General features: G+C 60.2%; 22 protein-coding genes and 1 pseudogene. 9 read left to right on the plus strand and 14 right to left on the minus strand.

What is annotated here, in order from left to right; genetic code table 11:
- The first annotated feature begins 73 nt into the window (after positions 1–73).
- Positions 74–1,000 (plus strand): transaldolase, encoded by a 927-nt coding sequence (gene tal / locus BUE09_RS08335; RefSeq protein WP_073300511.1) that lies wholly within the window; start codon positions 74–76, stop codon positions 998–1,000.
- 1 nt (position 1,001) lies between these two features.
- Here the strand turns inward: tal and rssC are convergent, their stop codons facing one another.
- Positions 1,002–1,484 (minus strand): anti-sigma factor antagonist RssC, encoded by a 483-nt coding sequence (rssC, locus tag BUE09_RS08340; RefSeq protein ID WP_019341611.1) that lies wholly within the window; start codon positions 1,482–1,484, stop codon positions 1,002–1,004.
- Complete coding sequence (gene rssB / locus BUE09_RS08345) at positions 1,481–2,665, minus strand: two-component system response regulator RssB (protein ID WP_073300513.1); 1,185 nt, start codon at positions 2,663–2,665, stop codon at positions 1,481–1,483. The genes rssC and rssB overlap by 4 nt, the downstream gene beginning before the upstream one ends.
- Before the next feature lie 204 nt (positions 2,666–2,869).
- Between rssB and BUE09_RS08350 the strand changes: the two genes are divergently transcribed.
- Positions 2,870–3,169, plus strand: coding sequence for a PilZ domain-containing protein (locus BUE09_RS08350; RefSeq protein WP_073300516.1), 300 nt, complete (start codon positions 2,870–2,872; stop codon positions 3,167–3,169).
- Positions 3,170–3,256: 87 nt separating this feature from the next.
- On the opposite strand, the gene BUE09_RS08355 is transcribed toward BUE09_RS08350, so the two are convergent.
- The gene (locus tag BUE09_RS08355) at positions 3,257–3,907 is read right to left on the minus strand and encodes an MlaA family lipoprotein (RefSeq protein WP_417775846.1); all 651 of its coding nucleotides are present in this window, start codon (positions 3,905–3,907) and stop codon (positions 3,257–3,259) included.
- A 272-nt stretch (positions 3,908–4,179) separates the two neighbouring features.
- Between BUE09_RS08355 and BUE09_RS08360 the strand changes: the two genes are divergently transcribed.
- Entirely contained in the window at positions 4,180–4,449 is a 270-nt protein-coding gene (locus BUE09_RS08360; protein WP_029404786.1) for a DUF4404 family protein, read from the plus strand.
- A gap of 58 nt (positions 4,450–4,507) precedes the next feature.
- On the opposite strand, the gene queF is transcribed toward BUE09_RS08360, so the two are convergent.
- The 3 genes from queF to BUE09_RS08375 form a co-directional block, all read right to left on the minus strand.
- On the minus strand, positions 4,508–5,338 hold the full coding sequence (queF, locus tag BUE09_RS08365) for an NADPH-dependent 7-cyano-7-deazaguanine reductase QueF (RefSeq protein WP_073300520.1): 831 nt from the start codon (positions 5,336–5,338) through the stop codon (positions 4,508–4,510).
- Positions 5,339–5,432: 94 nt separating this feature from the next.
- Positions 5,433–6,212 carry an ABC transporter permease gene (locus BUE09_RS08370; RefSeq protein ID WP_073300523.1) on the minus strand — a complete coding sequence of 260 codons (780 nt, stop codon included), beginning with the start codon at positions 6,210–6,212 and terminating at the stop codon, positions 5,433–5,435.
- Positions 6,209–7,141: an ABC transporter ATP-binding protein gene (locus tag BUE09_RS08375; protein ID WP_073300525.1), complete on the minus strand. Its 933-nt coding sequence runs from the start codon at positions 7,139–7,141 to the stop codon at positions 6,209–6,211. Before BUE09_RS08375 ends, BUE09_RS08370 begins: the two co-directional genes overlap by 4 nt.
- 259 nt (positions 7,142–7,400) lie before the next feature.
- Here BUE09_RS08375 and BUE09_RS08380 point away from each other — a divergent pair, with 259 nt between their 5' ends.
- The 4 genes and pseudogenes from BUE09_RS08380 to BUE09_RS08395 all read left to right on the plus strand — a co-directional run bounded on the left by BUE09_RS08380 (position 7,401) and on the right by BUE09_RS08395 (position 12,660).
- Positions 7,401–9,848: an acyl-CoA dehydrogenase gene (locus tag BUE09_RS08380; RefSeq protein WP_073300526.1), complete on the plus strand. Its 2,448-nt coding sequence runs from the start codon at positions 7,401–7,403 to the stop codon at positions 9,846–9,848.
- A gap of 287 nt (positions 9,849–10,135) precedes the next feature.
- Positions 10,136–10,543 (plus strand): PA2817 family protein, encoded by a 408-nt coding sequence (locus BUE09_RS08385; RefSeq protein WP_073300528.1) that lies wholly within the window; start codon positions 10,136–10,138, stop codon positions 10,541–10,543.
- A gap of 257 nt (positions 10,544–10,800) precedes the next feature.
- Positions 10,801–11,065 (plus strand): annotated as a pseudogene (locus tag BUE09_RS08390) (LysR substrate-binding domain-containing protein); the annotation flags it as partial.
- Positions 11,066–11,349: 284 nt separating this feature from the next.
- The gene (locus BUE09_RS08395; RefSeq protein WP_073300530.1) at positions 11,350–12,660 is read left to right on the plus strand and encodes an MFS transporter; all 1,311 of its coding nucleotides are present in this window, start codon (positions 11,350–11,352) and stop codon (positions 12,658–12,660) included.
- A gap of 143 nt (positions 12,661–12,803) precedes the next feature.
- Here BUE09_RS08395 and arfB read toward each other — a convergent pair whose 3' ends face one another.
- Positions 12,804–13,217: an alternative ribosome rescue aminoacyl-tRNA hydrolase ArfB gene (arfB, locus tag BUE09_RS08400; RefSeq protein WP_064482122.1), complete on the minus strand. Its 414-nt coding sequence runs from the start codon at positions 13,215–13,217 to the stop codon at positions 12,804–12,806.
- 137 nt (positions 13,218–13,354) lie between these two features.
- On the opposite strand from arfB, the gene BUE09_RS08405 reads away from it, so the two are divergent.
- A complete protein-coding gene (locus BUE09_RS08405; protein WP_073300533.1) occupies positions 13,355–14,398 on the plus strand; it encodes a metal-dependent hydrolase in 1,044 nt (347 codons plus the stop codon).
- A 122-nt stretch (positions 14,399–14,520) separates the two neighbouring features.
- Here the strand turns inward: BUE09_RS08405 and BUE09_RS08410 are convergent, their stop codons facing one another.
- From BUE09_RS08410 to BUE09_RS08435, 6 genes are all read right to left on the minus strand, one after another.
- Positions 14,521–16,470, minus strand: a complete 1,950-nt coding sequence (locus tag BUE09_RS08410) for a HAMP domain-containing methyl-accepting chemotaxis protein (RefSeq protein ID WP_073300535.1) — start codon at positions 16,468–16,470, stop codon at positions 14,521–14,523.
- Positions 16,471–16,628: 158 nt separating this feature from the next.
- Positions 16,629–18,410: an ABC transporter ATP-binding protein gene (locus BUE09_RS08415; protein WP_073300537.1), complete on the minus strand. Its 1,782-nt coding sequence runs from the start codon at positions 18,408–18,410 to the stop codon at positions 16,629–16,631.
- Positions 18,403–19,035, minus strand: coding sequence for a DsbA family protein (locus BUE09_RS08420; RefSeq protein WP_073300539.1), 633 nt, complete (start codon positions 19,033–19,035; stop codon positions 18,403–18,405). Before BUE09_RS08420 ends, BUE09_RS08415 begins: the two co-directional genes overlap by 8 nt.
- A 58-nt stretch (positions 19,036–19,093) precedes the next feature.
- On the minus strand, positions 19,094–20,029 hold the full coding sequence (gene trhO, locus BUE09_RS08425; RefSeq protein WP_073300541.1) for an oxygen-dependent tRNA uridine(34) hydroxylase TrhO: 936 nt from the start codon (positions 20,027–20,029) through the stop codon (positions 19,094–19,096).
- 192 nt (positions 20,030–20,221) lie between these two features.
- Positions 20,222–20,521, minus strand: coding sequence for a BolA family protein (locus BUE09_RS08430; protein WP_073300543.1), 300 nt, complete (start codon positions 20,519–20,521; stop codon positions 20,222–20,224).
- Between the two features lie 15 nt (positions 20,522–20,536).
- Positions 20,537–21,046, minus strand: coding sequence for a DUF2059 domain-containing protein (locus tag BUE09_RS08435; protein ID WP_073300545.1), 510 nt, complete (start codon positions 21,044–21,046; stop codon positions 20,537–20,539).
- Between the two features lie 148 nt (positions 21,047–21,194).
- On the opposite strand from BUE09_RS08435, the gene BUE09_RS08440 reads away from it, so the two are divergent.
- Positions 21,195–22,586 carry a class II fumarate hydratase gene (locus BUE09_RS08440; protein WP_073300547.1) on the plus strand — a complete coding sequence of 464 codons (1,392 nt, stop codon included), beginning with the start codon at positions 21,195–21,197 and terminating at the stop codon, positions 22,584–22,586.
- A 321-nt stretch (positions 22,587–22,907) separates the two neighbouring features.
- Here BUE09_RS08440 and BUE09_RS08445 read toward each other — a convergent pair whose 3' ends face one another.
- A complete protein-coding gene (locus BUE09_RS08445; RefSeq protein ID WP_019341590.1) occupies positions 22,908–24,092 on the minus strand; it encodes a thiolase family protein in 1,185 nt (394 codons plus the stop codon).
- Between the last annotated feature and the right edge of the window lie 138 nt (positions 24,093–24,230).

Here is a 24,230-nt window from a genome sequence, read left to right on the forward strand (position 1 = left end):
ACACCCGGACCATCCCAGATGGCGCGATGGCCACGGAATTCGAGTCATGACAACCAAAGGATAGAGCGCCCTTATGACGTCAAAGCTGGAACAACTCAAGCAATTCACTACCGTGGTCGCCGACACTGGCGATCTCGACGCCATTGCCCGCCTCCAACCGGTTGATGCCACTACCAACCCTTCGCTTCTGCTCAAAGCTGCTGCCCTGCCGCGCTATGCCGAACACCTCCAGGCTGCAATGTCCCGCTGTGGCGGTGATATTGGCCTGGGCTGCGACCTGTTTGCGGTCGCGGTGGGTCAGGAAGTGCTCAAGTTGATCCCGGGGCGGATCTCCACGGAGGTCGACGCGCGGCTTTCATTCGACACACAGGCCATGGTCCAGCGCGGCGAACGCCTGATCGGCCTGTACGAGCAGGCCGGGGTATCCCGCGACCGCGTATTGATCAAACTGGCCTCTACCTGGGAGGGCATTCGTGCCGCTGAGCAGCTGGAAAAGTCGGGTATCCAGACCAACCTGACGCTGTTGTTCTCTTTCACCCAGGCAGTGGCATGTGCCGAGGCCGGCGTATTTTTGATCTCGCCTTTCGTTGGCCGTATTTATGACTGGTACAAAAAGTCCGAAGGTCGTGACTACGTCGGTGATGAAGATCCAGGCGTACAGTCGGTCAGCCGGATTTACGACTACTACAAGGCGCACGGTTATCAGACCGTCGTGATGGGTGCGAGCTTCCGCAACGCCGGTCAAATCGAAGCCTTGGCAGGCTGCGATCGCCTGACGATCAGCCCTGAATTACTCAGCCAGCTGGCCCAGGAAGAAGGCACACTGGAGCGCAAGCTGTCTCCCGGACGTGCTTCCGAGCCGCGTATCAACATGGATGAGCGCAGCTTCCGCTGGGGATTGAACGAAGATCCGATGGCGACGGAGAAGCTGGCCGAGGGAATTCGCCAGTTCGCGCGAGATCAGGAAAAGCTCGAAGCACTTCTGCCAACCAAGCTGTAGCTCAGCAGCGCTCCAACGCCGTCACAAGGTCGCGGAACGCCTCGCGGTTCGACTCGTTGAGGCTCATCAGAATACGGTGAGCCTCGAGCACCTTGCCCTTCACGATATCCTCGGACTGATCCTGGCTCGGCAAATCAGCCAGTTGTTCAGGTGACGGCAGCGGCTGGTCGACAATATTGAAGACCTGATCGAAGCCCATCGACTGCAGAAGACGCGTGATGTCTTCATGCGTGGTGACCAAGGTCGGCAGCATGCCGACTTTCTGCCGCGAAAGGATCGAAAGCTTGGCGAGCAGGCCGAGTGTCGTGCTGTCGATGCTACGGCTTTCGGTGAGATCGATGACGATCGATGAGAAATTGCGCGAAGAAAAGATCTTCTCGATCGTTGCATCCAGCGCCGAGCAAAGCGTCAGGCGGATCTCTCCGACGAACTTGAGAACGAATGTACCGTTCTGCTCAGCAAACTGGATTTTACCAGTGCTCATGCAAGGTTCCTGCTCAGTACCAATAACGCGATGTCATCCGGCATATCCTCCAGCTCGGCTAGACCCAACACACGCTGCAGCCCGCCCAGCGTGCCGCCTGCCTCGCGAATCAATCCGGGTAGCCCGGTCTCTTTATCTTTGAGGGTGTCGCCGGGCAAAAGGTCCAGAATGCCATCGGAAAGTAGCGTCAGACTGAAAGAATCGGGTAGTTCAATCTCATAATTGTCGTAGGTCGCTTCGACGAACAAACCGACCGGCAAGCCTTTCCCTTCGAGATATCGCGCAACGCCGTCGGCGTATAACACCGGCATCGGGAGGTGACCGCCGATACTGTAGTGCAGCAGGTTGCGTTCCTGATCGATTACGCCGCCCAGCATCGTGACGTGCTTGCCGAGCTTGCAGTTGATCAAACCGCGATTGATATGATCGAGCACCTCGGACGGTTTGAATGCGCGTAGCGCCCTGCCCCGCCGAGATTCATAAAGCAATCGCGTGGTCATGAATTTCAGCAGGACGGTGACGAACGCAGAAGAGGCGCCGTGGCCGGAGACATCTGCCAGATAAAAGCCGATGCGGTGTTCGTCCACCCGAAAGTAATCGACGAAGTCGCCCGAGAGGTAGAGCGAAGGGATGATCTGATGGGCGAACTGGAACTCGTCAAGACTGCAGGGTGTGACTGGCAGCATGTTCATCTGCACCTGCCGGCCAGCATCCTGGTCTTCCTGGAGAAGGTGCAAGCTCGCCTGCAAGTCGCGGTTGGCCGTTTCCAGCTGTTCCCGGTAGCGCCGGTTTTCCAGACGCAAACGAGAACGATCAAGGGCCCGGCGGACCGAATGCTCAAGCATCGCCAGGTCTTCGAGGGGTTTGATCAGGTAGTCGGCTGCGCCCAACCGCAGAGCTTCGACCGCATCACTCATCACGCCGGCACCGGAGACCACGATCACCGGCAGGTCGGCCTGGCGCTCGCTGATCAAACGGATCAGCTCCAGGCCATCCATCTGCGGCATGCGCAGGTCGCAAATCACCAGGTCGGGGTGTTCTGCATCGAACAGTTCCACACCGCGCGGCCCGTTAGGCGCCTGCAACACCTTGAAACCACTGTCATCCAGATAGGCGGCCAGGCTGGCGCGTACCACATCGTCGTCATCTATGATCAGCAGCGTCGCGCTTGGGTTATGCATGTTCCTACCAGGCGGTATCGCCAGGATGATTGGCGAAAGCATCGGCCCCGCGCGAGCGCCGGGCATGGGATCGTTTCAAGGCGCAGACGGTACTCCCATACGACCTGTGTTTCAAGCCAGCCACGGTCGCTCCGCCTGTCCTTTACAGCCTGAATTGACGGGCGTTATAAGAACCGGTGAAACAAGAACTCAGAGGACGAAACAATGACTCAGCAAGATCGAGACTACAGCGAAAAGCGCGACTTCATTCGCATGAATATCGAGACCGCAATTACCCTGACCCAGGGTGACCAGCACTATCAGGCAACCTGCCTGGACCTTTCCAGCACGGGGATGCAGGTGGTCGCTGCGACCCGCTTGCAGACAGGTGACAAGGTTCACGTGCACATTCCCTCGGAACACAGCGAACTGAAGGGGTTGGAGGCTGAAACAGAAGTAGTGCGAGTCGCTACGCTCGAAGACGGACGGCAAAGCCTGGGCCTGGCAATCCTTTCGATGAGTTGAGCTTTTCAACACCAAGGCCTTGGCGTGACCGTGGCATAAAAGAGTGGAGGGACCGCAGTGGCCGAGCCGATGCGGTCCGGGTGACGCTTAGAAGTCGTCTTCGACCTGACCATCCTGCGTGCGGAATTCGCGATTCTGCAGGTAGGCGTTGCGCACGAAGATATACCTGTCGCCAGTGATCATTTTTTCCGCGGAGAGCAGACCGGCGCGTAGGTCCACCACATTGACGGCTCGCGTCACGTTGCGTGTCGGCACATGATCCATGTACGGATACGGCTGCAGGAAAGAGTCTGGCACCCGTCCCGCTGCATCGCGCACAGTGCTTGGGCCCAGCAGCGGCAACACCACATAAGGCCCACTGCCCAGCCCCCAAACACCCAAGGTCTGACCGAAGTCCTCATCGTTCTTCTGCAAACCCATAGGGGTTGCAACATCGAAGAAACCCAGTACACCGAAGGTACTGTTGAACAGGATGCGGCTGGTGTCGATGCCCGCGTCACGAACCTTGCCCTGCAGCAGGTCGTTGGTTAGCACCACGACGTCGCCAAGATTGCTGAATATGTTGCTGATGCCGTCTTCGACAAAGTTTGGTGTGATCGTCTGGTAGCCCTGCGCCAGCGGCTTGAGCGTATAGGTATCGACTTTGTCATTAAAGGTGAAGATCGCCCGATTCACGCCTTCCCAGGGGTCTTGTTCGGCTGCGTGAAGCGACGATGCGCCAAACACGGCCAGCGCCATTACTAGCGTTATCCTGATGTACCCAACCCAATCCTTGCTGATGACTTGCATCGTGACCCTCTCCTATTTCGAATGGGGACAATTGCCCAACAAAGCGCAGCAGTATAAATCGATAGCAGCCGGTTTCGGCAGCGGGCAGACACACGGAAGCCCGACAGATTTTGCAGGCTGCTTGAACCTCAAAATCAACGACAAGCCCAGCACGCTGGTTTACCCTGCTCCTATCAAGCGCTGGCGACTTTGCCGTACGACAAACCAGAGAGGGTAGCAACATGCCGGAACATGATCTGCAGTTGCAGCTAGCAGAGCTGCGTAGTCAACTGGCCCAGGACACGCCGCTCACCGAAGAAGAGCGCGCCTCGCTGCAGGTGATTGCTCATGACATCGAGCTGCGGCTTGCCAACCAAGGCGTAGTCGATCATCAGAACGACTCACTGGTCGATGGCGTCAACCTGGCGGTCGAGCGTTTCGAGGTCAGCCATCCCAACACGGCGATGACGCTGCGCAACATCATGCAGACCCTGGCAAACATGGGAATCTGAGCGAACCCTGTTCAAGCCAGCAGAGCGCGGACGCGTCCACGCTCTGCTATCGCAGCGGTTATTGCCGAACCAGCCGGCGGTTATCTGGCGACACGGGATGAGTGCTGCGGTAGGGATTGATATCCAGCCCGCCGCGGCGCACATAGCGCGCATGCACGCTCAGTCGCTCTGGCCGCAGCACCCGCTGCAAGTCGAGAAAGATCCGCTCCACGCACTGCTCATGAAAGTCCGCGTGCTGGCGAAAGCTCACCAGATAGGCAAGCAAGCTGACGTGGTCCAGCGCGGCGCCCCGATACTCGATCACCACCGTGCCCCAATCCGGTTGGCCGGTGACTGGACAGTTGGATTTCAACAAATGGCTGTAGACGCACTCTTCGACCTGGCGCGCAGGGTCGCTGCTAAGCAAGTCTGGGCGTGGCGAATCATAGTGCTGGATGCTGACATCCAGGTCATCGACACAGTGGCCACCTGGCGCTGCAACCCCCTCCTCGGCAACCTCCTCCAGCGTCCGCAGGCGAACACCGACGGGTTTACCCGCTGCGGCTGACAAATCTCGCGTCATCACGTCAACGAGCACACCACAACTCTCGAAGACCGACTGGTTAAGCGAGTTCAGATAGAGCTTGAAGGACTTGGATTCGATGATATTTGGCGAGTCCGCAGGAATGCTGAACTCACCGATAGCCACCACCGGCTTGCCGGATGGCAACAGCCATGACAGCTCATAGCAGTTCCAGATATCGACGCCGCCATAGGGTAGGGACTCGGCCGTCAGCCCAAGCTCGGCCCACTTCGGCGCACGCGGAATGGGGAACAGCTGCTCGGGACTGTAGGTCGCGACATAGGCGCTGGATTTGCCCAGCGGCGACAGTTCGGCGGGGTGCTGCATAGCGGGAACCTGTACGAAAAATGACCGCAAGTGTAGCGGTTCCCGCACTGTTTATCACCGCGTCGTCATTAGCAGATCAAACGCGGCAACGAGGTTACTGGCGCATGCCTCGCCCGCTCTTGAGCAAGTGAATGCACCATAGGTACATGACTATTGCCGCGACGACCATGAAGCTGATGGCAATGCCGATACGGATGTCCGAGACCCCCAGGATGCCGTAACGGAACGCATTGACCATGTGCAGGATGGGGTTGGCCAGTGACAGGGTCTGCCAGAACGGCGACAGCAGGTTGATCGAATAGAACACGCCGCCCAGGTAGGTCAGTGGGGTTAGCACGAAGGTCGGAATGATCGAGATGTCATCGAAGTTGCGCGCGTAAACCGCGTTGAGAAACCCGCCTAAGGCGAAGATCGTCGACGTAAGGGTAATCACCAGCAGCGTGATACCCAAGTGGTGCACCTGCAGATCGGTGAAGAACATCGACAGCAGCGTCACGATAAAGGCCACGGCCAGGCCGCGTGTAATACCGCCCAGGGCGAAGCCGATGAGGATCACGTGAGGCGACACTGGCGAGACCAGCAACTCTTCGACAGAACGCTGAAACTTGCTGCTGAAAAAACTCGAGACCACGTTGCTGTATGAATTGGTGATCACCGACATCATGATCAGCCCCGGCACGATGTACTCCATGTACGTGAAGCCATCCATTTCGCCGATCCGCGCGCCGATCAGGTTTCCGAAGATGACGAAGTAAAGGACCATGGTGATTGCCGGGGGCAGCAGCGTCTGCGGCCAGATGCGCGTGTAGCGGCGGATCTCACGATGGACGATTGTTTGCAACGCCACCAGATTGGGCCGAAATTCAGCGTTCATTTGGCCCCCTGCGGCAGGTTGTTTTCCACCATCGAAACGAACAGCTCTTCAAGGCGATTGGTCTTGTTGCGAAGGCTCAACACCTCGATACCCTGCGCCGAAAGCATGCGGAACAAGTCGGTTACACCCTGGCTCTTGTCCACCTGAACTTCCAGCGTGTGATGGTCAACCAGCCGCGCCGGGTAGCTGCCCAGCTCTGGCGGCACCAGCTGCGACTCCTTCAGATCAAGCAGGAAGGTCTCGACATGCAGCTGCTTGAGCAATTCGCGCATGCTGGTGTTCTTGACGATCTGGCCGTGATCAATGATGCCGATGTTGCGGCACAGCTGCTCGGCCTCTTCCAGATAGTGTGTGGTGAGGATGATGGTGATGCCCTCACGGTTCAGTTCGGTGAGGAACGACCACATCGAGCGACGCAGTTCGATGTCCACGCCCGCGGTGGGCTCATCGAGAATCAGCAGCCGCGGCCGGTGAATTAACGCTCGCGCGATCATCAGGCGCCGCTTCATACCGCCGGACAACATGCGCGAGGACACGTCGCGCTTGTCCCACAGTCCCAGCTGGGTCAGGTACTGCTCGGCACGCTCCTTCGCAACCTTTGCCGGAATGCCGTAATAGCCGGCCTGGGTGACAAGAATGTCGAAGGCCTTCTCGAACTGGTTGAAATTGAACTCTTGCGGCACCACGCCCAGACAACGCTTGAGCCCTGATGGATCGCGATCGAGGTCGTGACCGAACACATTGACCGTGCCGCCGGTCTTGTTCACCAGCGTGGAAAGGATGCCGATGGTGGTGGACTTACCGGCGCCGTTGGGCCCCAGCAATGCAAAGAAATCGCCTTCGGCTACGTCCAGATCGATGCCCTTGAGAGCCTCGAAGCCGTTTCCGTAAACCTTGGTCAACTGCCGAATGGACAGAGCAGTACTCATATATAAGAACGCACACAACGCAGAGAGATTCAGAATACATAAGGGCACGCCAAGGCAATTGCAACGCCGAACTGAAAACGGCGGCCTGACACACACCAAGGCGAAACAAACATTGCGATCAGCGCCGGTCATTTTTCGAACTCGTTTGCCAAGGTCCGGTCATTATCTGAAACCAAACGCGTCGCCCTGTCTCTTCACCCCGCTCGCCACAAAAGCCTATGCTCAAGTTGGACGCCATTCGCTCAACAAGGAAAACCCTATGACCCTGCTCTGGCTGCTCGTATTACTCATCGGCATCGCCGTGATTGCTCATTTACGGGTTTCCCCCGTACCGGCGCTGGCCATTGTTGCGGCGTATCTGGTCCTCATGGGCGCGGCCGATGAGACGCCGACCTGGTTGATGGTCATCCTCTGGCTGATGCTGATTGCGGTCGCGGTGCCCTTACTGGTGGCTGATCTGCGCATCCGGTACTTCAGCGGCCCGATGTTCGACTGGTTCAACAAGGTCCTGCCACCCATCTCCGATACCGAACGCGATGCAATCGACGCCGGAACGGTCTGGTGGGATGGACAGTTATTCAGCGGCAAACCTGACTGGAACGTCCTGCTCGGCTATCCGAAGGCTGTCCTGACCGATGAAGAACAGGCCTTCGTCGACGGCCCGACAGAAACCCTGTGCGCCATGGTCAGCGATTGGGAAATAGGCCAGCGCATGGACCTTCCCCAGGAGGCGTGGGATTACATCAAGGCCGAAGGATTCTTCGCCCTGATCATCCCCAAGGAGTACGGCGGCAAAGGTTTCTCGGCCTACGCCCACTCGCAGGTCGTCATGAAGCTAGCCACCCGCAGCGGTGACCTGGCAACAACCGTGATGGTGCCCAACTCCCTCGGCCCCGCCGAGCTGTTGATGCATTACGGCACCGATGAACAGCGCAACCATTACCTGCCTCGCCTGGCCAACGGTACGGACATCCCATGCTTCGCCCTGACTGGCCCCTATGCGGGCTCAGACGCCGGCGCGATGAACGACAGCGGCGTCATCTGCCGCGGTCAATGGGAAGGTGAAGAAGTACTCGGCCTACGCCTGAACTGGGAGAAGCGCTACATCACCCTCGGCCCTGTGGCCACCCTGCTCGGTGTCGCCTTCAAGACATACGACCCTGAGCATTTGTTGGGCGATGAGGAAGAACTGGGCATCAGTCTCGCGCTGATCCCGACCGATACCGCAGGCGTCGAAATCGGTCGCCGTCACCTGCCCCTCGGCGCCGCGTTCATGAACGGTCCGAACTGGGGCAAAGACGTGTTCGTACCGCTCGAAGCCATCATCGGCGGGCGCGACATGATCGGCAAAGGCTGGATGATGCTGATGAACTGCCTGTCGGTCGGGCGTTCGATTTCTCTGCCAGCGACCGGCGTCAGCGCAGCAAAGACCTGCACCTATGTCAGCGGCCGCTACGCGCAGATCCGCGAGCAGTTCAACGTACCGCTGGCCGCGTTCGAAGGCATTCAGGAACCGCTTGCGCGGATCGGCGGCAATGCCTGGCTGATGGACAGTGCACGAATCCTGACAGCCAACGCGGTCGACCTAGGCGAAAAACCCTCGGTGCTTTCGGCCATTCTCAAATATCACCTGACCGAGCGCGGCCGCGAGTGCATCACCGATGCCATGGATATCCACGGCGGCAAGGGCATCATCATGGGGCCCAGTAACTACCTCGGTCGCATGTGGTTGTCGGCACCCATTTCGATTACGGTCGAAGGGGCGAACATCCTCTCGCGCAACCTGATGATCTTTGGCCAAGGCGCAATCCGCTGCCATCCGTTCGTACTTCGCGAAATGGAGCTGATCCACGAGCCTGACCGCGACGCTGCGATCAAGAAGTTCGATGGATTGCTGATGCAGCACATCGGTTTTGCGGTCAGCAATACCGCCAGCACACTGGTGCTCGGGCTGACGTTCGGGCTGTTAGGCAAGGCGCCAGGCAACGAGCTGACTCGACCCTACTTCCGCGAACTGGACCGTATCGCCGCGGCCTTCGCCATGCTCGCCGACCTGTCCATGATGTTGCTCGGCGGCGAACTCAAGCGTCGTGAGCGCCTCTCCGCGCGACTGGGCGATGTGCTCAGCCACCTCTATCTGGCGTCCGCTGCGCTCAAGCATTACCACGACCTGGGTCACCCGACGGAGCAAGCGCCGCTGCTGCGTTGGGCGATGGAAGACTGCCTCTGCAAAGCCGAGCAAGCCCTGGCTGGCACGCTGGCAAACTTCCCCAACCGCTTGCTTGGTGGTGTGTTGCAGGTTCTGGTGTTCCCATTCGGCGCCCGCCACAAAGGGCCATCCGATGCACTGGATGCCGAAGTCGCCGCTATTCTCGGTCGCCCGGAAGGCGATCCCGCCTTGGAGCAGATCCTCGAGGGCGTCTACCGTCCGCAGGATCGCGACGAAGCCTTGGGCGCGCTGCGAGATGCGTTCGACACCCTGGCCGCATCGCAACCGCTGCAGAAGAAGCTGCACAAAGCGCTCAAGGCTGGCGATTTCAAACCTGCTGCTGGGGAGGATCCGATCAGCGCCGCTCTTGCAGCAGGCGTACTGGATGCCGCCGAAGCGGAGCAACTGACCGTCGCAGAAGCGGCTCGCCGCAAGGTGATCAGCGTCGATGATTTCGCCAAGGAGCCGCTGGAGCTAGCCGAGGGCAAGACTCGCTAGCCACCGCAGGCAGCTCGTTTCGGTCCACTTTAGGTTTCTGCCAGGCGTCGCGCTTCCCGCGCGACGTTTGGCAAGCCGCCGTCATCTCCTGCTGACATTCAGGCAGCCACTGGCTCAATACATTCCTGCATTCGCCAACAGCGCTGATACTCCTCCTGGCATCCGAAACCCCTGCCCAGCTATCCGACGCCTGTACCGAACCCAGCCCCATGACTCGAGTCAACTAGACACGCCCCAATTAATCCGCGCGCCTTTATAATCGCGCGCCCAATCGACTCAGGTGAACCATGGCCAACCCTTACCACGATTACAACCTGGCCCTTCTGGCCCATCTGCGCGGCATCCTGCTTGCCATGGGTGAAACCGAACAGGTGTCTGAAGAAAGCCATGCGCTGTTTCTCGAGCGATTCGACGAATTGATCATGACTTTGCGGAACGTGCCGGAAGAGCGCCACATGGGCCAAGACATGATCTGCCAGGTCTTTCACCGCTACCCGCAAATCGCGCATCTGGTTCCGCGGGATCTGCTCTGGTATTTCGGCGGTGATTGCCTGCACTTCATGCCCGACGAAGAAATCGAACTGTTCCAACGCCTCGAGGAACGCCGCTACGAAGCCGAGGAAAACGATGAGCCTTTCGACTGGAACATGGAACGGCAGTTGATGACGATGCCGGAAGACGGGCCCCGCCACTGACGGACGCGGCAATTGTTCTTAGCGAATCGCTGTCGCGAGCCAGCCTCTCGGCGACGCGAGCCCGCGTGCGGCGGACAGACACTGTTCCATGAGTTCTGTTCGAAAGTCCAAGTACACCGCCGTGCAGACAGCAGGCGGCTTGGGCCCGTTCAGGGCTGGTGGCCGCCTAGGCTGCATTGATCAGATCGAATTCACCTCCACATCGGCCTCATCGCCTCGCGCCCCGTTGCGCACGACGTGCGCACCGGGCTTCGGCCCAAGTGGAAAACTATGACGGTCAGCTGTCGCTGCGCATCCTGCTGTCGAGTTTCGAAGCGGTGTGTCGGGTGATCGGGGCGGGCGTGGGCATCAGCATCATTCCCCAATCCGCGGCACGCCGACACAGCCGCACCACGCAGCCGCTATTTATCGAGTTCGACGAGCCCTGGGCTGTTCGGGAGCGCAGCATTCTGGTTCACGAACTCGACGCCCTGCCTGGTAGCGTTCGCGCTAATCGCGACATTAGCGCCAGGACAAAGGTGAAAAGTTGGTCCAAGCTTGTACCTTGGATAGCCTTCGAGGTGGCGCTCGTGCCTGGAGCGATAACTGATGCTGTCGGCTTACGCTACGTGAGCCATATAAGAAGAAGGCGCTCTGCTGGAAATTCCGCTTCGTTTTGAATCCTCGGGCAAAGATGCTGCCCAACCTGCATACGCCAATACGCCACAAACAGATACTTAAAATTCAGTCACTTACAGATATACGGCACGCCGCTCGCGACATCGCAGCCTGCCTTCACGGATAAACTTGCTTAAGGTTGTTTTGTTATGAGGTCGTTAATAGCCCCCATCAGCTCGCTGCTAGGCGGAGTTGCATTTCTCCTGCTCGGCCATGGATTGCTGAACACGCTGCTGACGCTGCGCGGCATAGAAGAAGGCTACTCCACCGGGTTGATCGGCCTGCTGATGTCCGGCTACTTCGCCGGTTTTCTGGTCGGCACCTGGCTTGCGCCTTCGCTTATCCGGCGCATCGGCCACATCCGGACGTTCGCTTTCTACGCGGCACTCGCCTCGGTCGTCGTGCTGCTTCACGTGCTGATCGTCGATCCATGGGTGTGGCTGGTGCTGCGCGTGATGTACGGCGTCGCCCTGGTCACGCTCTACATGGTCATCGAAAGCTGGCTCAATGCGCAGGTCAGCGGTGAAAAACGCGGTCAGGTGTTCGCCCTGTACATGGCCGTCAACCTCGGCTCACTGGCTGCGGCTCAGCAATTGCTGAGCCTGGACAGTCCGATGAATTTCACCCTGTTCGCACTGGCCGCAATCCTGATCTGCGCTGCCCTGATGCCGATTACCCTCACCCGTCAGGCGCAACCTGCGCAGCCCGACATGCCTGCTACCGACCTCTTGCAGCTGGCTCGAATCGCCCCGCTACCCTTGATGGCCGCCGGGATTTCCGGGCTGACCCTGGGTGGCTTCTGGGGGCTGGCGCCGGTCTATGCCTCGCAGAGCGGTTTCGACGCCTCGGGCGTCGGCCTGCTGATGAGTATCACCATTCTCGGCGGCGCCGTTCTGCAGTGGCCCATCGGGCTGTTCTCCGATAAGCATGACCGCCGTCTGGTGCTGCTCTGGGTCGTGGCGATCGCCGCGGTGATCGGCGGCCTGATCACACCCTTGACCTCCGGCCCCCTGCTGCTGGGGATGATGTTTCTCTGGGGCGGTCTGGCCTTCTCCATCTACTCGATTGCCGTCGCGCAGATGGTCGACCAGTTGCATCCTGACGAAATCCTGTCCGGCTCCAGCGGCCTGTTGCTGGCAAACGGTTTCGGCGCGGCCTTTGGTCCGGTGATAGCAGGCGGCCTGATGAGTTTTTTCGGGCCCAAGGCGCTCCCCGTGTTTTTCGCAGTCACCCTGGCGTTTCTGGCCCTGTATTCCTATTTCCGCTCGCGCCGCGTGTTCGATCTCGTTACCGAGCCCCACGGCCATTTCACGCCGATGCTGCGTACCAGTCATACCGTGCTGGAGCTGATGCCGGACACCCCGGAAGGTGAAATCGCCGAGGGGGATACTCTCGACGAAGGCCAGCAGCCACTCGACGAAGAAGAGGCCGTCGAACTGCGTACCGGAACGCATCCCTAGACAGCCGGTACAGGTGTTCGCCCAGCCGGTCCCGCCCTACCCGGCGCAACGGCCGGGCAGCTCAAGATGACCCGTGACCCTGAGTGCCGTCAGGCCAGGCGAGCGGCATCTGGTCCGCCGGCGTGCCATAGCGCAGGCGAACGTCAGAAATCCACTTTCCCACGCCCGGCCTTGATCGCCCCACGCTTGGTCTTACCTTCCAGGCGCCGCTTTTTGGAGCCCAACGTCGGGCGTGTCGGGCGACGCGCTTTTTCCACTTTGGTCACGCTACGAATGATCTCAGCCAAGCGCTCCAGAGCGTCGGCGCGATTCTGCTCCTGGGTGCGGTACTGCTGCGCCTTGATCACAATCACACCGTCGCCGGTAATGCGGCTGTCACGCAGCGCCAGCAAGCGCTCCTTGTAAAACGCTGGCAGTGACGACGCATTGATATCGAAGCGCAGGTGCAGCGCACTGGACACCTTGTTGACGTTCTGCCCGCCGGCACCTTGGGCGCGGATGGCAGTCAGTTCGATCTCGCTGTCCGCTAGTTGCACATTGCTGGATATGTCGAGCATCCGGTCCTTCAACAATCGGGATAGGAAGGTCATTGTCCACATCGGGAACGTTGCGGACATATTTTTATATGTTTTCGAGCCGCGGTGGCTCAGCTGGTTCGACTACCGTAGCGCACTCGTAACAGATGGAACCGCACATGGACTCGATAACCCAGGCCCTTCTCGGTGCGACCGTGCAGGCATCGCTGCTGGGTCGCTGGCAAGGCCGCAAGGCGCTGCTTTACGGCGCAGCGCTCGGCACCCTGCCTGATCTTGACGTGGTCATCGACTACGGCGACGCGATCGCCGACATGACCTATCACCGAGGCTTCAGCCACTCACTCTTCATTCTCAGCTCGCTGGCGGTTGCGTTGGCCTGGCTGGCGCGACGAATAAGACCAGATCCGAACTACAGCAGCAGGCGTCTGTTTCTCACGATCTGGCTGGTGCTGATGACCCATGTGCTGCTCGACGCGTTCACCAGTTACGGTACCCAGCTGTTCTGGCCGTTGACCGCACCGCCGGTGGCCTGGTCCAGCGTGTTCATTATCGATCCGCTGTACAGCGTACCGCTGCTGCTAGCCGTGTTGTCAGGGATGATCGTCGGGGTGAAGGATCGCCGCCCGCGCTGGGCTGCAAGCGCACTGATGCTGTCGTCGCTGTATCTGGGTTTTACCCTCGCCGGCAAGCAGATGGCCGAGCAGCGCGTGGAAGCGGTGATGAACGCCCAGGGCATCCAGGCGAGCCAGCTGTTCAGCACACCGACGCCGTTCAATAGCCTGTTGTGGCGAGTCATCGTCATTGAAGACGACCACTACTACGAGTCGCTGGTGAGTTGGTTCGATGAACAGCCGCCTAAGCTGGTCAGTATTCCACGCGGCGAACGGCTCGCCACCGCACTGAGTGAGTCGCGGCAACATGCTCGTTTGCAATGGTTTACCGGCGGCGTGCTGCGCTACGACGACGTCGGAGACCAGTTGCTGGTGACCGACCTGCGTCTCGGCATGACCGGGTTTCATCCCTTCCGCTTCGCGCTCGCCGAACGCAACGGAGAGGGCTGGGAGCTGATTCCCTTCGTCGAGCGGCTGCCCACTGAGCACGCCAATCTGTATAGGCTCAAACAGATCTGGCAGCGCATCTGGCAACAACAGCCGGGCTTGCCGCTGGCCGAGTGGGCTGCAGATCTTGACCGTCCCGGTTAGCCGCGCCGCGCGTCTACTGGCCGGCCAACCGGAAAGATTTTACGGGCGCAATTTCGATGGTTTTCAAAGCGCAATAAAAAAGCCCCGGCAGACCGGGGCTTATCAATCCTGGGGTGCAAGCCTCAGGTACGAAAACGCGCGACCAGCCCCTGCAACTCAACGCCAAGGCGCGCCAGTTCGGCACTCGCCGCGGCCGTCTGCTCGCTGCCGCTGGCGCTTTGCTCGCCGATGTCACGAACACGGGTGACGCTCTCGGAGATGTTCTCAGCGACGGCGCTTTGCTGCTCAGCTGCGGCAGCGATCTGCTGGTTCATCTGCTCGATGGTTGAGACCGACTCGGTGATACGGCCAAGCGCACTGCCCGCTTCACTCGCCAGGTCGACGGTACGCTGGGTCAGATTTCGGCTGGTCTGCATCTGCTCGACGGCCTTTTGCGCCACGCGCTGCAGGTTGGCGATCAGCCCCTCGATCTCTTCGGTGGAATCGTGGGTACGGCGAGCCAAGGCGCGAACCTCGTCAGCCACCACGGCAAAACCACGACCTTGCTCTCCGGCGCGGGCGGCCTCGATCGCTGCGTTCAGAGCGAGCAGGTTGGTCTGCTCAGCCACCGCGCGAATTACTTCCAGTACGGTGCCGATGCGGCCGCTTTCGGTATTCAGCTCTTCGATTGCATGCGCGGAATGCTCAACTTCACCGGACAGGCTGTCGATCTGGCCGATGGCCTCCTTGACCACCACATCGCCCTGGCGCGCCTGCTCGTCGGCCTGACGTGCAGCAAGCGATGCCTGCTCGGCATTCTGTGCAACTTCCTGAACGGTGGCTGCCATCTCATGCATGGCGGTGGCGACCTGCTCGGTCTCGACCCGCTGCTTTTGTACGCCCGCACTGGTCTGAGCGGTCACGGCCGAAAGCTGCTCTGCGGCAGTCGCAATTTGACCGACGCCACCACCGATGCGGCCGATCAGAGTGCGCAGGCTCACGGTCATCTCCGACATCGCCTTTTGCAGCTGGCCGAGTTCGTCGCGACGGGTCACCTCTTGCGACTGGGTCAGGTCACCTTCGGCCACCCGCTGTGCCAGCTGTACGGTATAGCGAAGCGGAACGACTATCATGCGGGAGATTGCCATCGCAGCGACCAGACCGATCACCACAGCCAGAACGCTGATCACTCCGAGCAGCATATAGGCACTGCGGCGCTGATCCTGCATCGCTTCGGTGGCACCAGCCAACGCCTTGTCGGCGGTGTCCAGGATGCGCTGAGCCTGGGCTACCATCGCCTGTTCCAGCGAAACACGCTCGGCCCGGTTGCTACGGAATTCACCGAATGCCTGCTGGTAGGACGCCAGCGCGGCGAGCGCGCCATCCATAGTGGCTTTCTGCTCGTCGTTGAGCCAGGTTTTGAGGCTGCTGCCGATGGTGGTGACGTCCTGGTAGGACTCGTTCCAGCTGTCCACCGCGGCCTGGGCGCTGTTGGCTATGAACATGCTGTCGAAGGTGCGCAGATCGAGAATGCGCTTGGTCAGGCCGGAAGCAGCTTCTGCAATGGTCAGCGGGTCACTGCCTTTGAGGTGATCACCTTCGAGGCGCAAGACACGCACCGCGTCGTACATATCCAGCTCAATGTACTCGAACTCCTCTCGGCTCTTTTGTGCAGCCTCGGCCATGCGCTCGCGCAGTGCTACGCCCTTGCCGATCAACTGACCGTATTGGGTGAATTGGTCTGTGTATACGGCCGCATCACTGCGGATCTGTTGCAGTGTCTGCCGGTGCTCTTCGGATGAACCCTCAGCAAGCTCTTCCAGCTCCCGATCGAGTTTGGCCAAGGTGCTGCGCAGGGCATTGGCGGACTCATCACTGCGCGTCAGCGCAAAATCACGTTCCAGGCCACGCGCTTCGAGAATCGCCGCATTGATGCGTGACAGCTGATTCATCTGATGCGAGCGGTCGAGGATCGAGTCCACAGCGTAAAAGCCGGTCCCGGCGACTCCCAGTGTCAGCAAAAGCACCATGGCGAAGCCAAGCAGCAATTTCTTGCCTACGGACAGGTTGGCGAATAGGTCGACGGACTGCATCAGTGAATCCCTTAAAAAGTATGCGCGCTTATGAAGTCGGCAGATCGCGACTAAAGTTGAATGCGAAAGGGGCGCAATTTAAACAGCAATTGACGTCAAATTACCAGCACACACAGCCAAACGAGAACTGAGCGCGCCGGGTCTTGCCATCGCCTGGTTCAGTGTTGCTGAAGATGCCCGTAAAGCTTGGCGTAGAGCCCGCCGTCGGCGATCAACTGCTGATGATCGCCCTGCTCCGCAATGCGCCCACCATCGAAAACGAGCACACGATCAGCCTGTTTCACCGCCGACAAACGGTGAGCGATGATCAGCGTCGTGCGACCTTGCAGGAAGCGATTGAGTCCCTGATGCAAGGCATACTCGGTCGCCGCATCAAGAGCCGATGTGGCTTCATCTAGGATTACCACCTTAGGCTCGGCCAAAACCATGCGCGCCACAGCCAGTCGTTGCCGCTGGCCCCCGGACAAACGCACGCCGGAACGACCAACGATGCTGTCCAGCCCGGCTGGCAATTGCCGGATGGTATCGGCCAGCTGCGCGATTTCGAGTGCCTGCCAGCACGCCTGGTCATCTCGCTCGCGACCCATCAGCAAATTGGCGCGCACCGTGTCGTTGAACAGCGCCGGATGTTGCAGCACCACCGCCACATTGTCGCGAACTGTGGCCAGACCGATATCCTGCACCTCGACGCCCGCAAAGCGGATGTACCCGGCCTGCGGCTGATACAGGCCCAGCAGCAGCTGTACCAGCGTGCTCTTGCCGCCGCCACTGGCGCCGACGATGGCGACTTTCTCACCGGCTGCAATGGTCAGGTCGAGCCCTTCCAGGACTGGCTCATCCTGATAGGAGAAACGCAGCCCCTGGACTTCAATATCGACAGTGTCGCGCCCAGCGAACGGATCCAGACCACCTGGATATTGCGGCTCATCGGCTCGCGCCAGCAGCTGATTGATGCGGCTCAGGGCGCCGCCCGCGGCATAGAAGGCGTACTGCAGATTAAGCAGCTGCTCCACCGGGCCGATCATGAACCACAGGTAGCTGAACACCGCGAGCATCTGCCCGATGGACAGGTCGGAAAACAGCACCGTGAGCATGGCTGCGGCGCGGAAGATGTCGATACCGAACTGGAACAGCAGCCCGCTGGCACGGTTGGAGGCGTCCGTCTTCCACTGCGAAGCGACCGCGTAATCACGCACCTCGCGTGCCCGCAGACCGAGACGCCCAAGAAAGAATCCCTGGCGGTTACCGGCGCGCACTTCCTGAATTGCATCCAGGGTTTCGGTGAGCGCCTGGGTGAACAAAGACGTGCTGTCGTTCTCCAGCTTCTTGAGGTGCTTGACGCGCTTGCCCAGCTGCACCGTGGCATAGATGACTAATGGGTTGAACAAGAGGATCAACAGCGCCAGCTTCCAGTGCATCCAGAGCAGGATCGCCGCCGTACCGGCAATAGAAAGCACGGCGACCAGCAAACGGCTAAGCGTCTCGCCGATGAATTTGTCGATGGTTTCGAGATCGGTGACCAAGTGAGCCGCAACGGTCCCGCCACCCAAACTTTCGTATTCGCTCAGCGCAATCCGCTTGAGTCGCTCGATCAAGCGGACCCGGATGCGATAGACCAGATCCTTCGACAGTCGAGCAAACAGTCGGGCCTGCAGGACGTTGAAGACCAGCGCCGAAGCGCGCAGCGCCAGGGTCACGCAGAGCATCAGGCCGATATAGCCAACCGCTGTCTGCCACCCGGCCGGCAGAAAATTATTCATGACCTCTAGCGCTGCGTCGCCCTGCTTCAGCAGCACCTCGTCGACCAGCAGTGGCAACAGCAAGGGAATCGGCACGCTGCACAGGGTTGCCAATACCGCAACCAGATTGGCCAGCACCAAGGCCTTGCGATGGTGAAGCGCGAGGCGGCGGATCTCGGCCCAGCTGAGCTGATCAGGCATCGATGTTGTGATCCAGCCAGCGCGCCAGCAGCGGCGAAAGCACGTCGAGCGGTTGGAAGCCGTTGGTCACCAGCGCCAACTGACCGTCATGCTCAGCGAGCAAGGTGGGGAAACCGGCAATGCCAAGATTTCGCGACCATTCGAAATCCGCGACGGTGGCATCGCGCGCGGCCTGGGAATCGAAGCGGTCGGCAAACTCGATACGCGGAATGCCGGCAGCGTCGGCCAGTTCGACAAGCTCCGGAGGCAGCGTGACGTTGCGCCCTTCGACGTAGAACGCCCGTTGAATCAGCCCGGCAAGTCGCCACGCAGATTGCCTATCGAGATCGCGCGCGGCGACCAGTGCACGGCAGGCCGGCTCGGTGTCGTAAACCAGCCCGTCCGGCAGGCCCGCCTCGAAGTTGAAGGGCTGGCCGCTCGCCTCGTGTACTGCGTGCCAGTAAGAAGCGGTGCGATCGCGAGCGGCCTGGTCCATCGCAACACGCTCCTGACGGAGTCCGCCGACGACCAGATCCGCACCGACGCCGCGGGCCTGCGCCTGATCAATCAATGCCTGCACGACCGGTGCGAAGCCCCAGCACCATGAGCACATCGGGTCCATTACGTAGATCAGTCGACTGCTCATCAGCGCTCCGGTGCTATCAGGGTAAGGCGCATTTAGCGTGCCTCATGGCTGTACTCGGTTACACACCCGCCTTGCGATAGTTGTAGCCGATGGGGTGTGGCTGGTTGCGCTCGAGCGCCAGTTCGATCTGCTTCTGCCGCTCGCGCGCGCTGTGGCGAGTTTTCTCGCTGAGGTTATCCCAGCAATGCGGACAGCTGATGCCTGGAGCGTAATGCTCCGATTGTCGGTCCTCCAGCGAAATTGGCGTGCGGCAGGCGTGGCACTGGTCGAAGTCGCCTTCTGTTAAGTCATGGCGGACGGTCACACGGTTGTCGAACACGAAGCAGTCGCCGCGCCAGCGTGTTTCTTCCTGCGGTACTTCTTCGAGATATTTCAGGATGCCGCCCTTGAGGTGATAGACCTCCTCGAAGCCCTCCCCGAGCATGTAGCTCGATGCCTTCTCGCAACGGATACCACCGGTGCAGAACATCGCGACCTTCTTGTGCTTGGCCGGATCGTAGTGCGCCTTGATGTACTCGGGAAACTCGCGGAAGGATTTGGTTTGCGGGTCGATTGCGCCTTCGAACGTACCGATAGCTACCTCGTAGTCGTTGCGGGTATCGATCAGCAACACTTCCGGATCTTCGATCAGCGCATTCCAGTCCTTCGGATCGACATAGGTGCCGACGCGCTGATTGGGATCGACGCCGGGAACCCCCAGCGTGACGATTTCCTTCTTCAGCTTGACCTTGGTGCGGTAGAAGGGTTGCTCGTCACAGTAGGATTCCTTGTGATCGATATCAGCCAGGCGCGCATCGGTGCCGAACCATGCCATCAGCGCATCGATGGCCTGCCGACTACCGGACACCGTACCGTTGATACCTTCTTCGGCCAACAGCAGCGTGCCTTTGATGCCATTGGTCTCGAGGGTTTCGAGCAGGGGTTCACGCAACGCGACGTAGTCCGGCAGGGAGACGAACTTGTACAGCGCCGCGACGACGATCTTCTGAGTCATGAATTATCCTCGAGCAGTCACCCCCGCAAAGGGCGGACCGGGAATGCGAAAACAACAACGCCGGCGTGAGCCGGCGCGGCGTGCATTCTAGCAGGGGCGATAAAGCCGAAGAAAGCGCTGGAGGCTGGAGGCCAGACGACCGTCAAGTTGGACGAGCTTCCTGTTCGTCCAGCCCCCGGGAGTTTTCCGTTTCTACTTATGCCCGCCAGCGCAGACCGGGGACGCGGGCGCAACGCCCTGCTCGGCCCACTCTTGCGGGGTATAAGTGTGCAGCGCGAGGGCGTGAACCTGTTGCATCAACTCACCCATCGCCGCGTAGGCCTTTTGATGACGCTTGACCGCGTTCAGGCCGGCAAACTGCTCGCTGACGATCACCGCCTTGTAATGGGTTTCCTGACCGCGGCTGTGCATGTGGCTTTCATCGAGCACCTGCAGGTGCTCGGGTTGCAATGCGCCTTGCAGCGCGGTTTGGATAAGGTCGATCTTGGACATGCCAGGCGGACTCCGTCAGGGCTTTTTCTGGGTATCGAGTTCGGCAGTCATTTCTGCCAGTAATTTGTTTACCTGAGGTACGGCACTTTCCAGCTTGGCCTGGGTAACCTGCGCAGAGCGCGCATTCAACTCCGGCAACTTGGTCAGCATCTTCTTGCCCAGCGCCGACTCGTAGAACTCGTTCAACTGGGTGAGCTCCTGCTCGGTAAAGGTCTCGGTGTAGAGCGTGATCAGCTCCGGCCTGACCTTTTCCCAGCCGATCGCCTTGTCCAGCGCGGCATCCGCCTTGGACTGGTATTGCTCGAGAAGCGCGCGCTTGCTTTCCGGTGCCCGAGTCTGTTCGAAGCGTTGGGCGAACATCTGCTGCACCTGGCCATAGACCGGAACCGACAGCCGATCGGCGTTGACCAGTTCCAGAAAACGTTCGGCCTGAGTTGCGTGGCTGGCGCTGTCCGCGCTGGCCTGACCACTGAGCAGCGCGATCGACAGAGCGCTACAAAGGCCGAATGTACGAAGAATGTGCATGAGATGATCCTTGGCGATCGTTAGGTGAGCCTCAATGGACACATTCTGCGCGCGGAGTTCCCGTCGCTCAAGGAACAGCTGCAGGCCAGATTGAACCTGTGGCAACTGCCAGCGACCTAATACGGATACCTCATTAATGGAGCACGGCATGACACGCACCGAAACCGACAGCCTGGGACCTGTGGAAGTACCTGAGGCGGCCTACTGGGGCGCGCAGACACAGCGCTCCCTGACCAATTTCGCCATCGGCGAGCAGCGCATGCCGCTTGCCGTCTGCCATGCTCTGGCACTGATCAAGAAAGCCGCGGCGCGGGTCAACGACCGCATCGGTGACCTGCCGCCAGACATCGCCCGCCTGATCGAACAGGCCGCGGACGAGGTTCTCCATGGTCAGCACGACGATCAGTTTCCACTGGTGGTCTGGCAAACCGGGAGCGGCACCCAAAGCAACATGAACGTCAACGAGGTCATCGCCGGGCGCGCCAATGAACTGGCCGGCGGAGCACGAGGTGGCAAGAGCCCGGTGCACCCCAACGATCATGTCAACCGTGCGCAAAGCTCCAACGACTGTTTCCCGACCGCCATGCACATCGCCATTGCGCGGGCGATTCATGACGACCTCCTGCCCGCTATCGCCGAGCTGTCCGGTGGCATCGCCGAGCAGGCGGCCCGCCATGGCGGGCTGGTGAAGACCGGACGCACCCACATGATGGATGCCACACCGGTGACCTTTGGCCAGGAGTTGTCGGCCTTCGTCGCACAGCTGGATATCGCCGAACAGGCGATCCGCCACGCCCAACCCGCGGTCTACGAGCTGGCCCAGGGCGGCACCGCGGTGGGCACAGGGCTCAACGCCCCGCACGGCTTCGCCGAGGCGATTGCGGCCGAGTTGGCGGCGCTGTCCGGCCTGCCGTTCGTCTCGGCGCCGAACAAGTTCGCCGCCCTCTCCGGCCATGAGCCGCTCGTTGCTCTCTCCGGCGCATTGAAGACTCTGGCGACCGCCCTGATGAAAATCGCCAATGACCTGCGCCTGCTGGGCTCGGGCCCGCGCGGTGGCTTCGCCGAGGTGCGTTTGCCGGCCAACGAGCCAGGCAGCTCGATCATGCCGGGCAAGGTCAACCCGACGCAGTGCGAGGCATTGTCCATGCTCGCCTGTCAGGTCATGGGCAACGACGTCACGGTCGGCTTCGCCGCCAGTCAAGGCCATCTACAGCTCAACGTGTTCAAGCCGGTGATCGTGCACAACATGCTTGAATCGATCCGGCTGTTGGCCGACGGTTGCCGCAACTTCAACACCCACTGCATCGTCGGCCTGGAACCGGACGCCGGGCGCATGGCCGAGCACCTGGAGCGAGGGCTGATGCTGGTGACCGCGCTAAACCCGCACATCGGTTACGACAAGGCTGCCGAAATCGCCAAGAACGCCTACGCCGAAGGCACTACCTTGCGCGAAGCGGCGCTGGCGCTTGGCTACCTGACCGATGAAGAGTTCGATCAATGGGTGCGACCGGAGACCATGCTCGAATCCAGTCGCAGCTGAGCTGAGATGAAGCGTATCGCCCGTGTCATAACGGTGGGATGAAGCCCACCCTACAATCTATGTTGCGTTCGTAGGGTGGGCTTCAGCCCACCGGAAACTTCATACAGAGCAAGCCGATCGCCTGCTGGCCGACGTCTAAACTCCACTAGCCATTACATCGGTGACATGAAGCCAGACGCAGACCAAGCCAGACGCAGACCGGATGGCCAAAGCAGATGGCGCACTGCGCTGAAGCCCAGTCGAGGAGCGGCCAACATAATGATCAGGCATGAAAAACCCGCGCCATCTGGCGCGGGTTTCTTTTAGTCGTCCCGACGATGATCAGCGCACGGCTTCAAACAGCCCCGATGCGCCCATACCGCCACCCACACACATGGTCACCACGCCGTAACGCTGGTTGCGGCGCTGCAACTCACGAATCAGGTGCCCCGCAGTGCGTGAGCCGGTCATGCCGAAGGGGTGACCGATGGAGATCGAGCCGCCGTTGACATTGAACTTCTCGTTGTCGATACCGAGCGTGTCGCGGCAATAGAGGCATTGGGAAGCGAAGGCTTCGTTAAGCTCCCAGAGGTCAATGTCGCTGACCTGTAGGCCACGTGCCTGAAGTAGACGCGGCACCGAGAACACCGGGCCGATGCCCATTTCATCCGGCTCGCAACCCGCCACTGTGAAACCACGGAAATAGGCACGCGGCTTCAGACCCAGTTCCAACGCCTTGTCCAGGCTCATCACCAGCGTCATTGAGGCGCCGTCGGACAACTGCGACGCGTTGCCAGCGGTGACGGAGCCGTCATCGGCGAACACAGGCTTGAGCGACGAGAGGTTCTCCAGCGTCGTCTCGGGACGGTTGCAATCGTCGCGATCCACCACACCTTCATGTTCGGTGCGCTCGCCGGTGGCCTTGTCCTCGGTGAAATAGCGGACGTTCATCGGCACGATTTCGTCCTGGAAGAGTCCTTCAGCCTGTGCACGTGCGGTGCGCTGCTGGCTCTGCAGCGAGTATTGATCCTGTTGTTCACGGGTCACGTTGTAGCGGCGCGCGACCATCTCGGCGGTCTGACCCATGCTGTGATATAGGCCCGGCACGCGCTCCTGCAGGATCGGGTTGAACAGGTTGTCGGTGTTCTTGCTCTTGGCCGTCATGGTGATCGATTCGACGCCGCCGGCGACGATGATATCGCTGCAGCCCGAGGCGATCTGGTTGGCCGCGATGGCGATCGATTGCAGGCCGGACGAGCAGAAGCGATTGAGCGTCATGCCCGCGCACTGGATGCCCAGGTTCGACAGCACCGCCACGTTACGTCCGATGTTGTAGCCCTGCGCACCTTCGTTGGAACCGGCACCGACGATGCAGTCCTCGACCAGCTTGGGATCCAGGTCGTTACGCAGAAGCAGCGCATTGACGCAATGGGCCGCCATGTCATCGGGGCGGGTCATGTTGAACTTGCCGCGGAAGGACTTGGCCAGTCCGGTCCGGACGCTGTCGACGATCACTACTTCACGCATGGCATACCTCGAATGGTTCGGCGGTCGCGACGTGGGCGGCCGGCCTGTTGAAGATGGGTCGAGCATAGTTCTGGCCCGTCACCGAAGGCGACGAACATTCAGCAGGGATATGGCTGGCCATTGTCTCCGCTCCCCTGG

The organism is Stutzerimonas xanthomarina DSM 18231, from assembly GCF_900129835.1.
Lineage (GTDB): Bacteria > Pseudomonadota > Gammaproteobacteria > Pseudomonadales > Pseudomonadaceae > Stutzerimonas > Stutzerimonas xanthomarina.

Coding starts and splice junctions, on each gene's coding strand:
- tal (WP_073300511.1), top strand. CDS start 74: ATGACGTCAAAGCTGGAACAACTCAAGCAATTCACTACCGTGGTCGCC.
- rssC (WP_019341611.1), bottom strand. CDS start 1,484: ATGAGCACTGGTAAAATCCAGTTTGCTGAGCAGAACGGTACATTCGTT.
- rssB (WP_073300513.1), bottom strand. CDS start 2,665: ATGCATAACCCAAGCGCGACGCTGCTGATCATAGATGACGACGATGTG.
- BUE09_RS08350 (WP_073300516.1), top strand. CDS start 2,870: ATGACTCAGCAAGATCGAGACTACAGCGAAAAGCGCGACTTCATTCGC.
- BUE09_RS08355 (WP_417775846.1), bottom strand. CDS start 3,907: ATGGCGCTGGCCGTGTTTGGCGCATCGTCGCTTCACGCAGCCGAACAA.
- BUE09_RS08360 (WP_029404786.1), top strand. CDS start 4,180: ATGCCGGAACATGATCTGCAGTTGCAGCTAGCAGAGCTGCGTAGTCAA.
- queF (WP_073300520.1), bottom strand. CDS start 5,338: ATGCAGCACCCCGCCGAACTGTCGCCGCTGGGCAAATCCAGCGCCTAT.
- BUE09_RS08370 (WP_073300523.1), bottom strand. CDS start 6,212: ATGAACGCTGAATTTCGGCCCAATCTGGTGGCGTTGCAAACAATCGTC.
- BUE09_RS08375 (WP_073300525.1), bottom strand. CDS start 7,141: ATGAGTACTGCTCTGTCCATTCGGCAGTTGACCAAGGTTTACGGAAAC.
- BUE09_RS08380 (WP_073300526.1), top strand. CDS start 7,401: ATGACCCTGCTCTGGCTGCTCGTATTACTCATCGGCATCGCCGTGATT.
- BUE09_RS08385 (WP_073300528.1), top strand. CDS start 10,136: ATGGCCAACCCTTACCACGATTACAACCTGGCCCTTCTGGCCCATCTG.
- BUE09_RS08395 (WP_073300530.1), top strand. CDS start 11,350: ATGAGGTCGTTAATAGCCCCCATCAGCTCGCTGCTAGGCGGAGTTGCA.
- arfB (WP_064482122.1), bottom strand. CDS start 13,217: ATGCTCGACATATCCAGCAATGTGCAACTAGCGGACAGCGAGATCGAA.
- BUE09_RS08405 (WP_073300533.1), top strand. CDS start 13,355: ATGGACTCGATAACCCAGGCCCTTCTCGGTGCGACCGTGCAGGCATCG.
- BUE09_RS08410 (WP_073300535.1), bottom strand. CDS start 16,470: ATGCAGTCCGTCGACCTATTCGCCAACCTGTCCGTAGGCAAGAAATTG.
- BUE09_RS08415 (WP_073300537.1), bottom strand. CDS start 18,410: ATGCCTGATCAGCTCAGCTGGGCCGAGATCCGCCGCCTCGCGCTTCAC.
- BUE09_RS08420 (WP_073300539.1), bottom strand. CDS start 19,035: ATGAGCAGTCGACTGATCTACGTAATGGACCCGATGTGCTCATGGTGC.
- trhO (WP_073300541.1), bottom strand. CDS start 20,029: ATGACTCAGAAGATCGTCGTCGCGGCGCTGTACAAGTTCGTCTCCCTG.
- BUE09_RS08430 (WP_073300543.1), bottom strand. CDS start 20,521: ATGTCCAAGATCGACCTTATCCAAACCGCGCTGCAAGGCGCATTGCAA.
- BUE09_RS08435 (WP_073300545.1), bottom strand. CDS start 21,046: ATGCACATTCTTCGTACATTCGGCCTTTGTAGCGCTCTGTCGATCGCG.
- BUE09_RS08440 (WP_073300547.1), top strand. CDS start 21,195: ATGACACGCACCGAAACCGACAGCCTGGGACCTGTGGAAGTACCTGAG.
- BUE09_RS08445 (WP_019341590.1), bottom strand. CDS start 24,092: ATGCGTGAAGTAGTGATCGTCGACAGCGTCCGGACCGGACTGGCCAAG.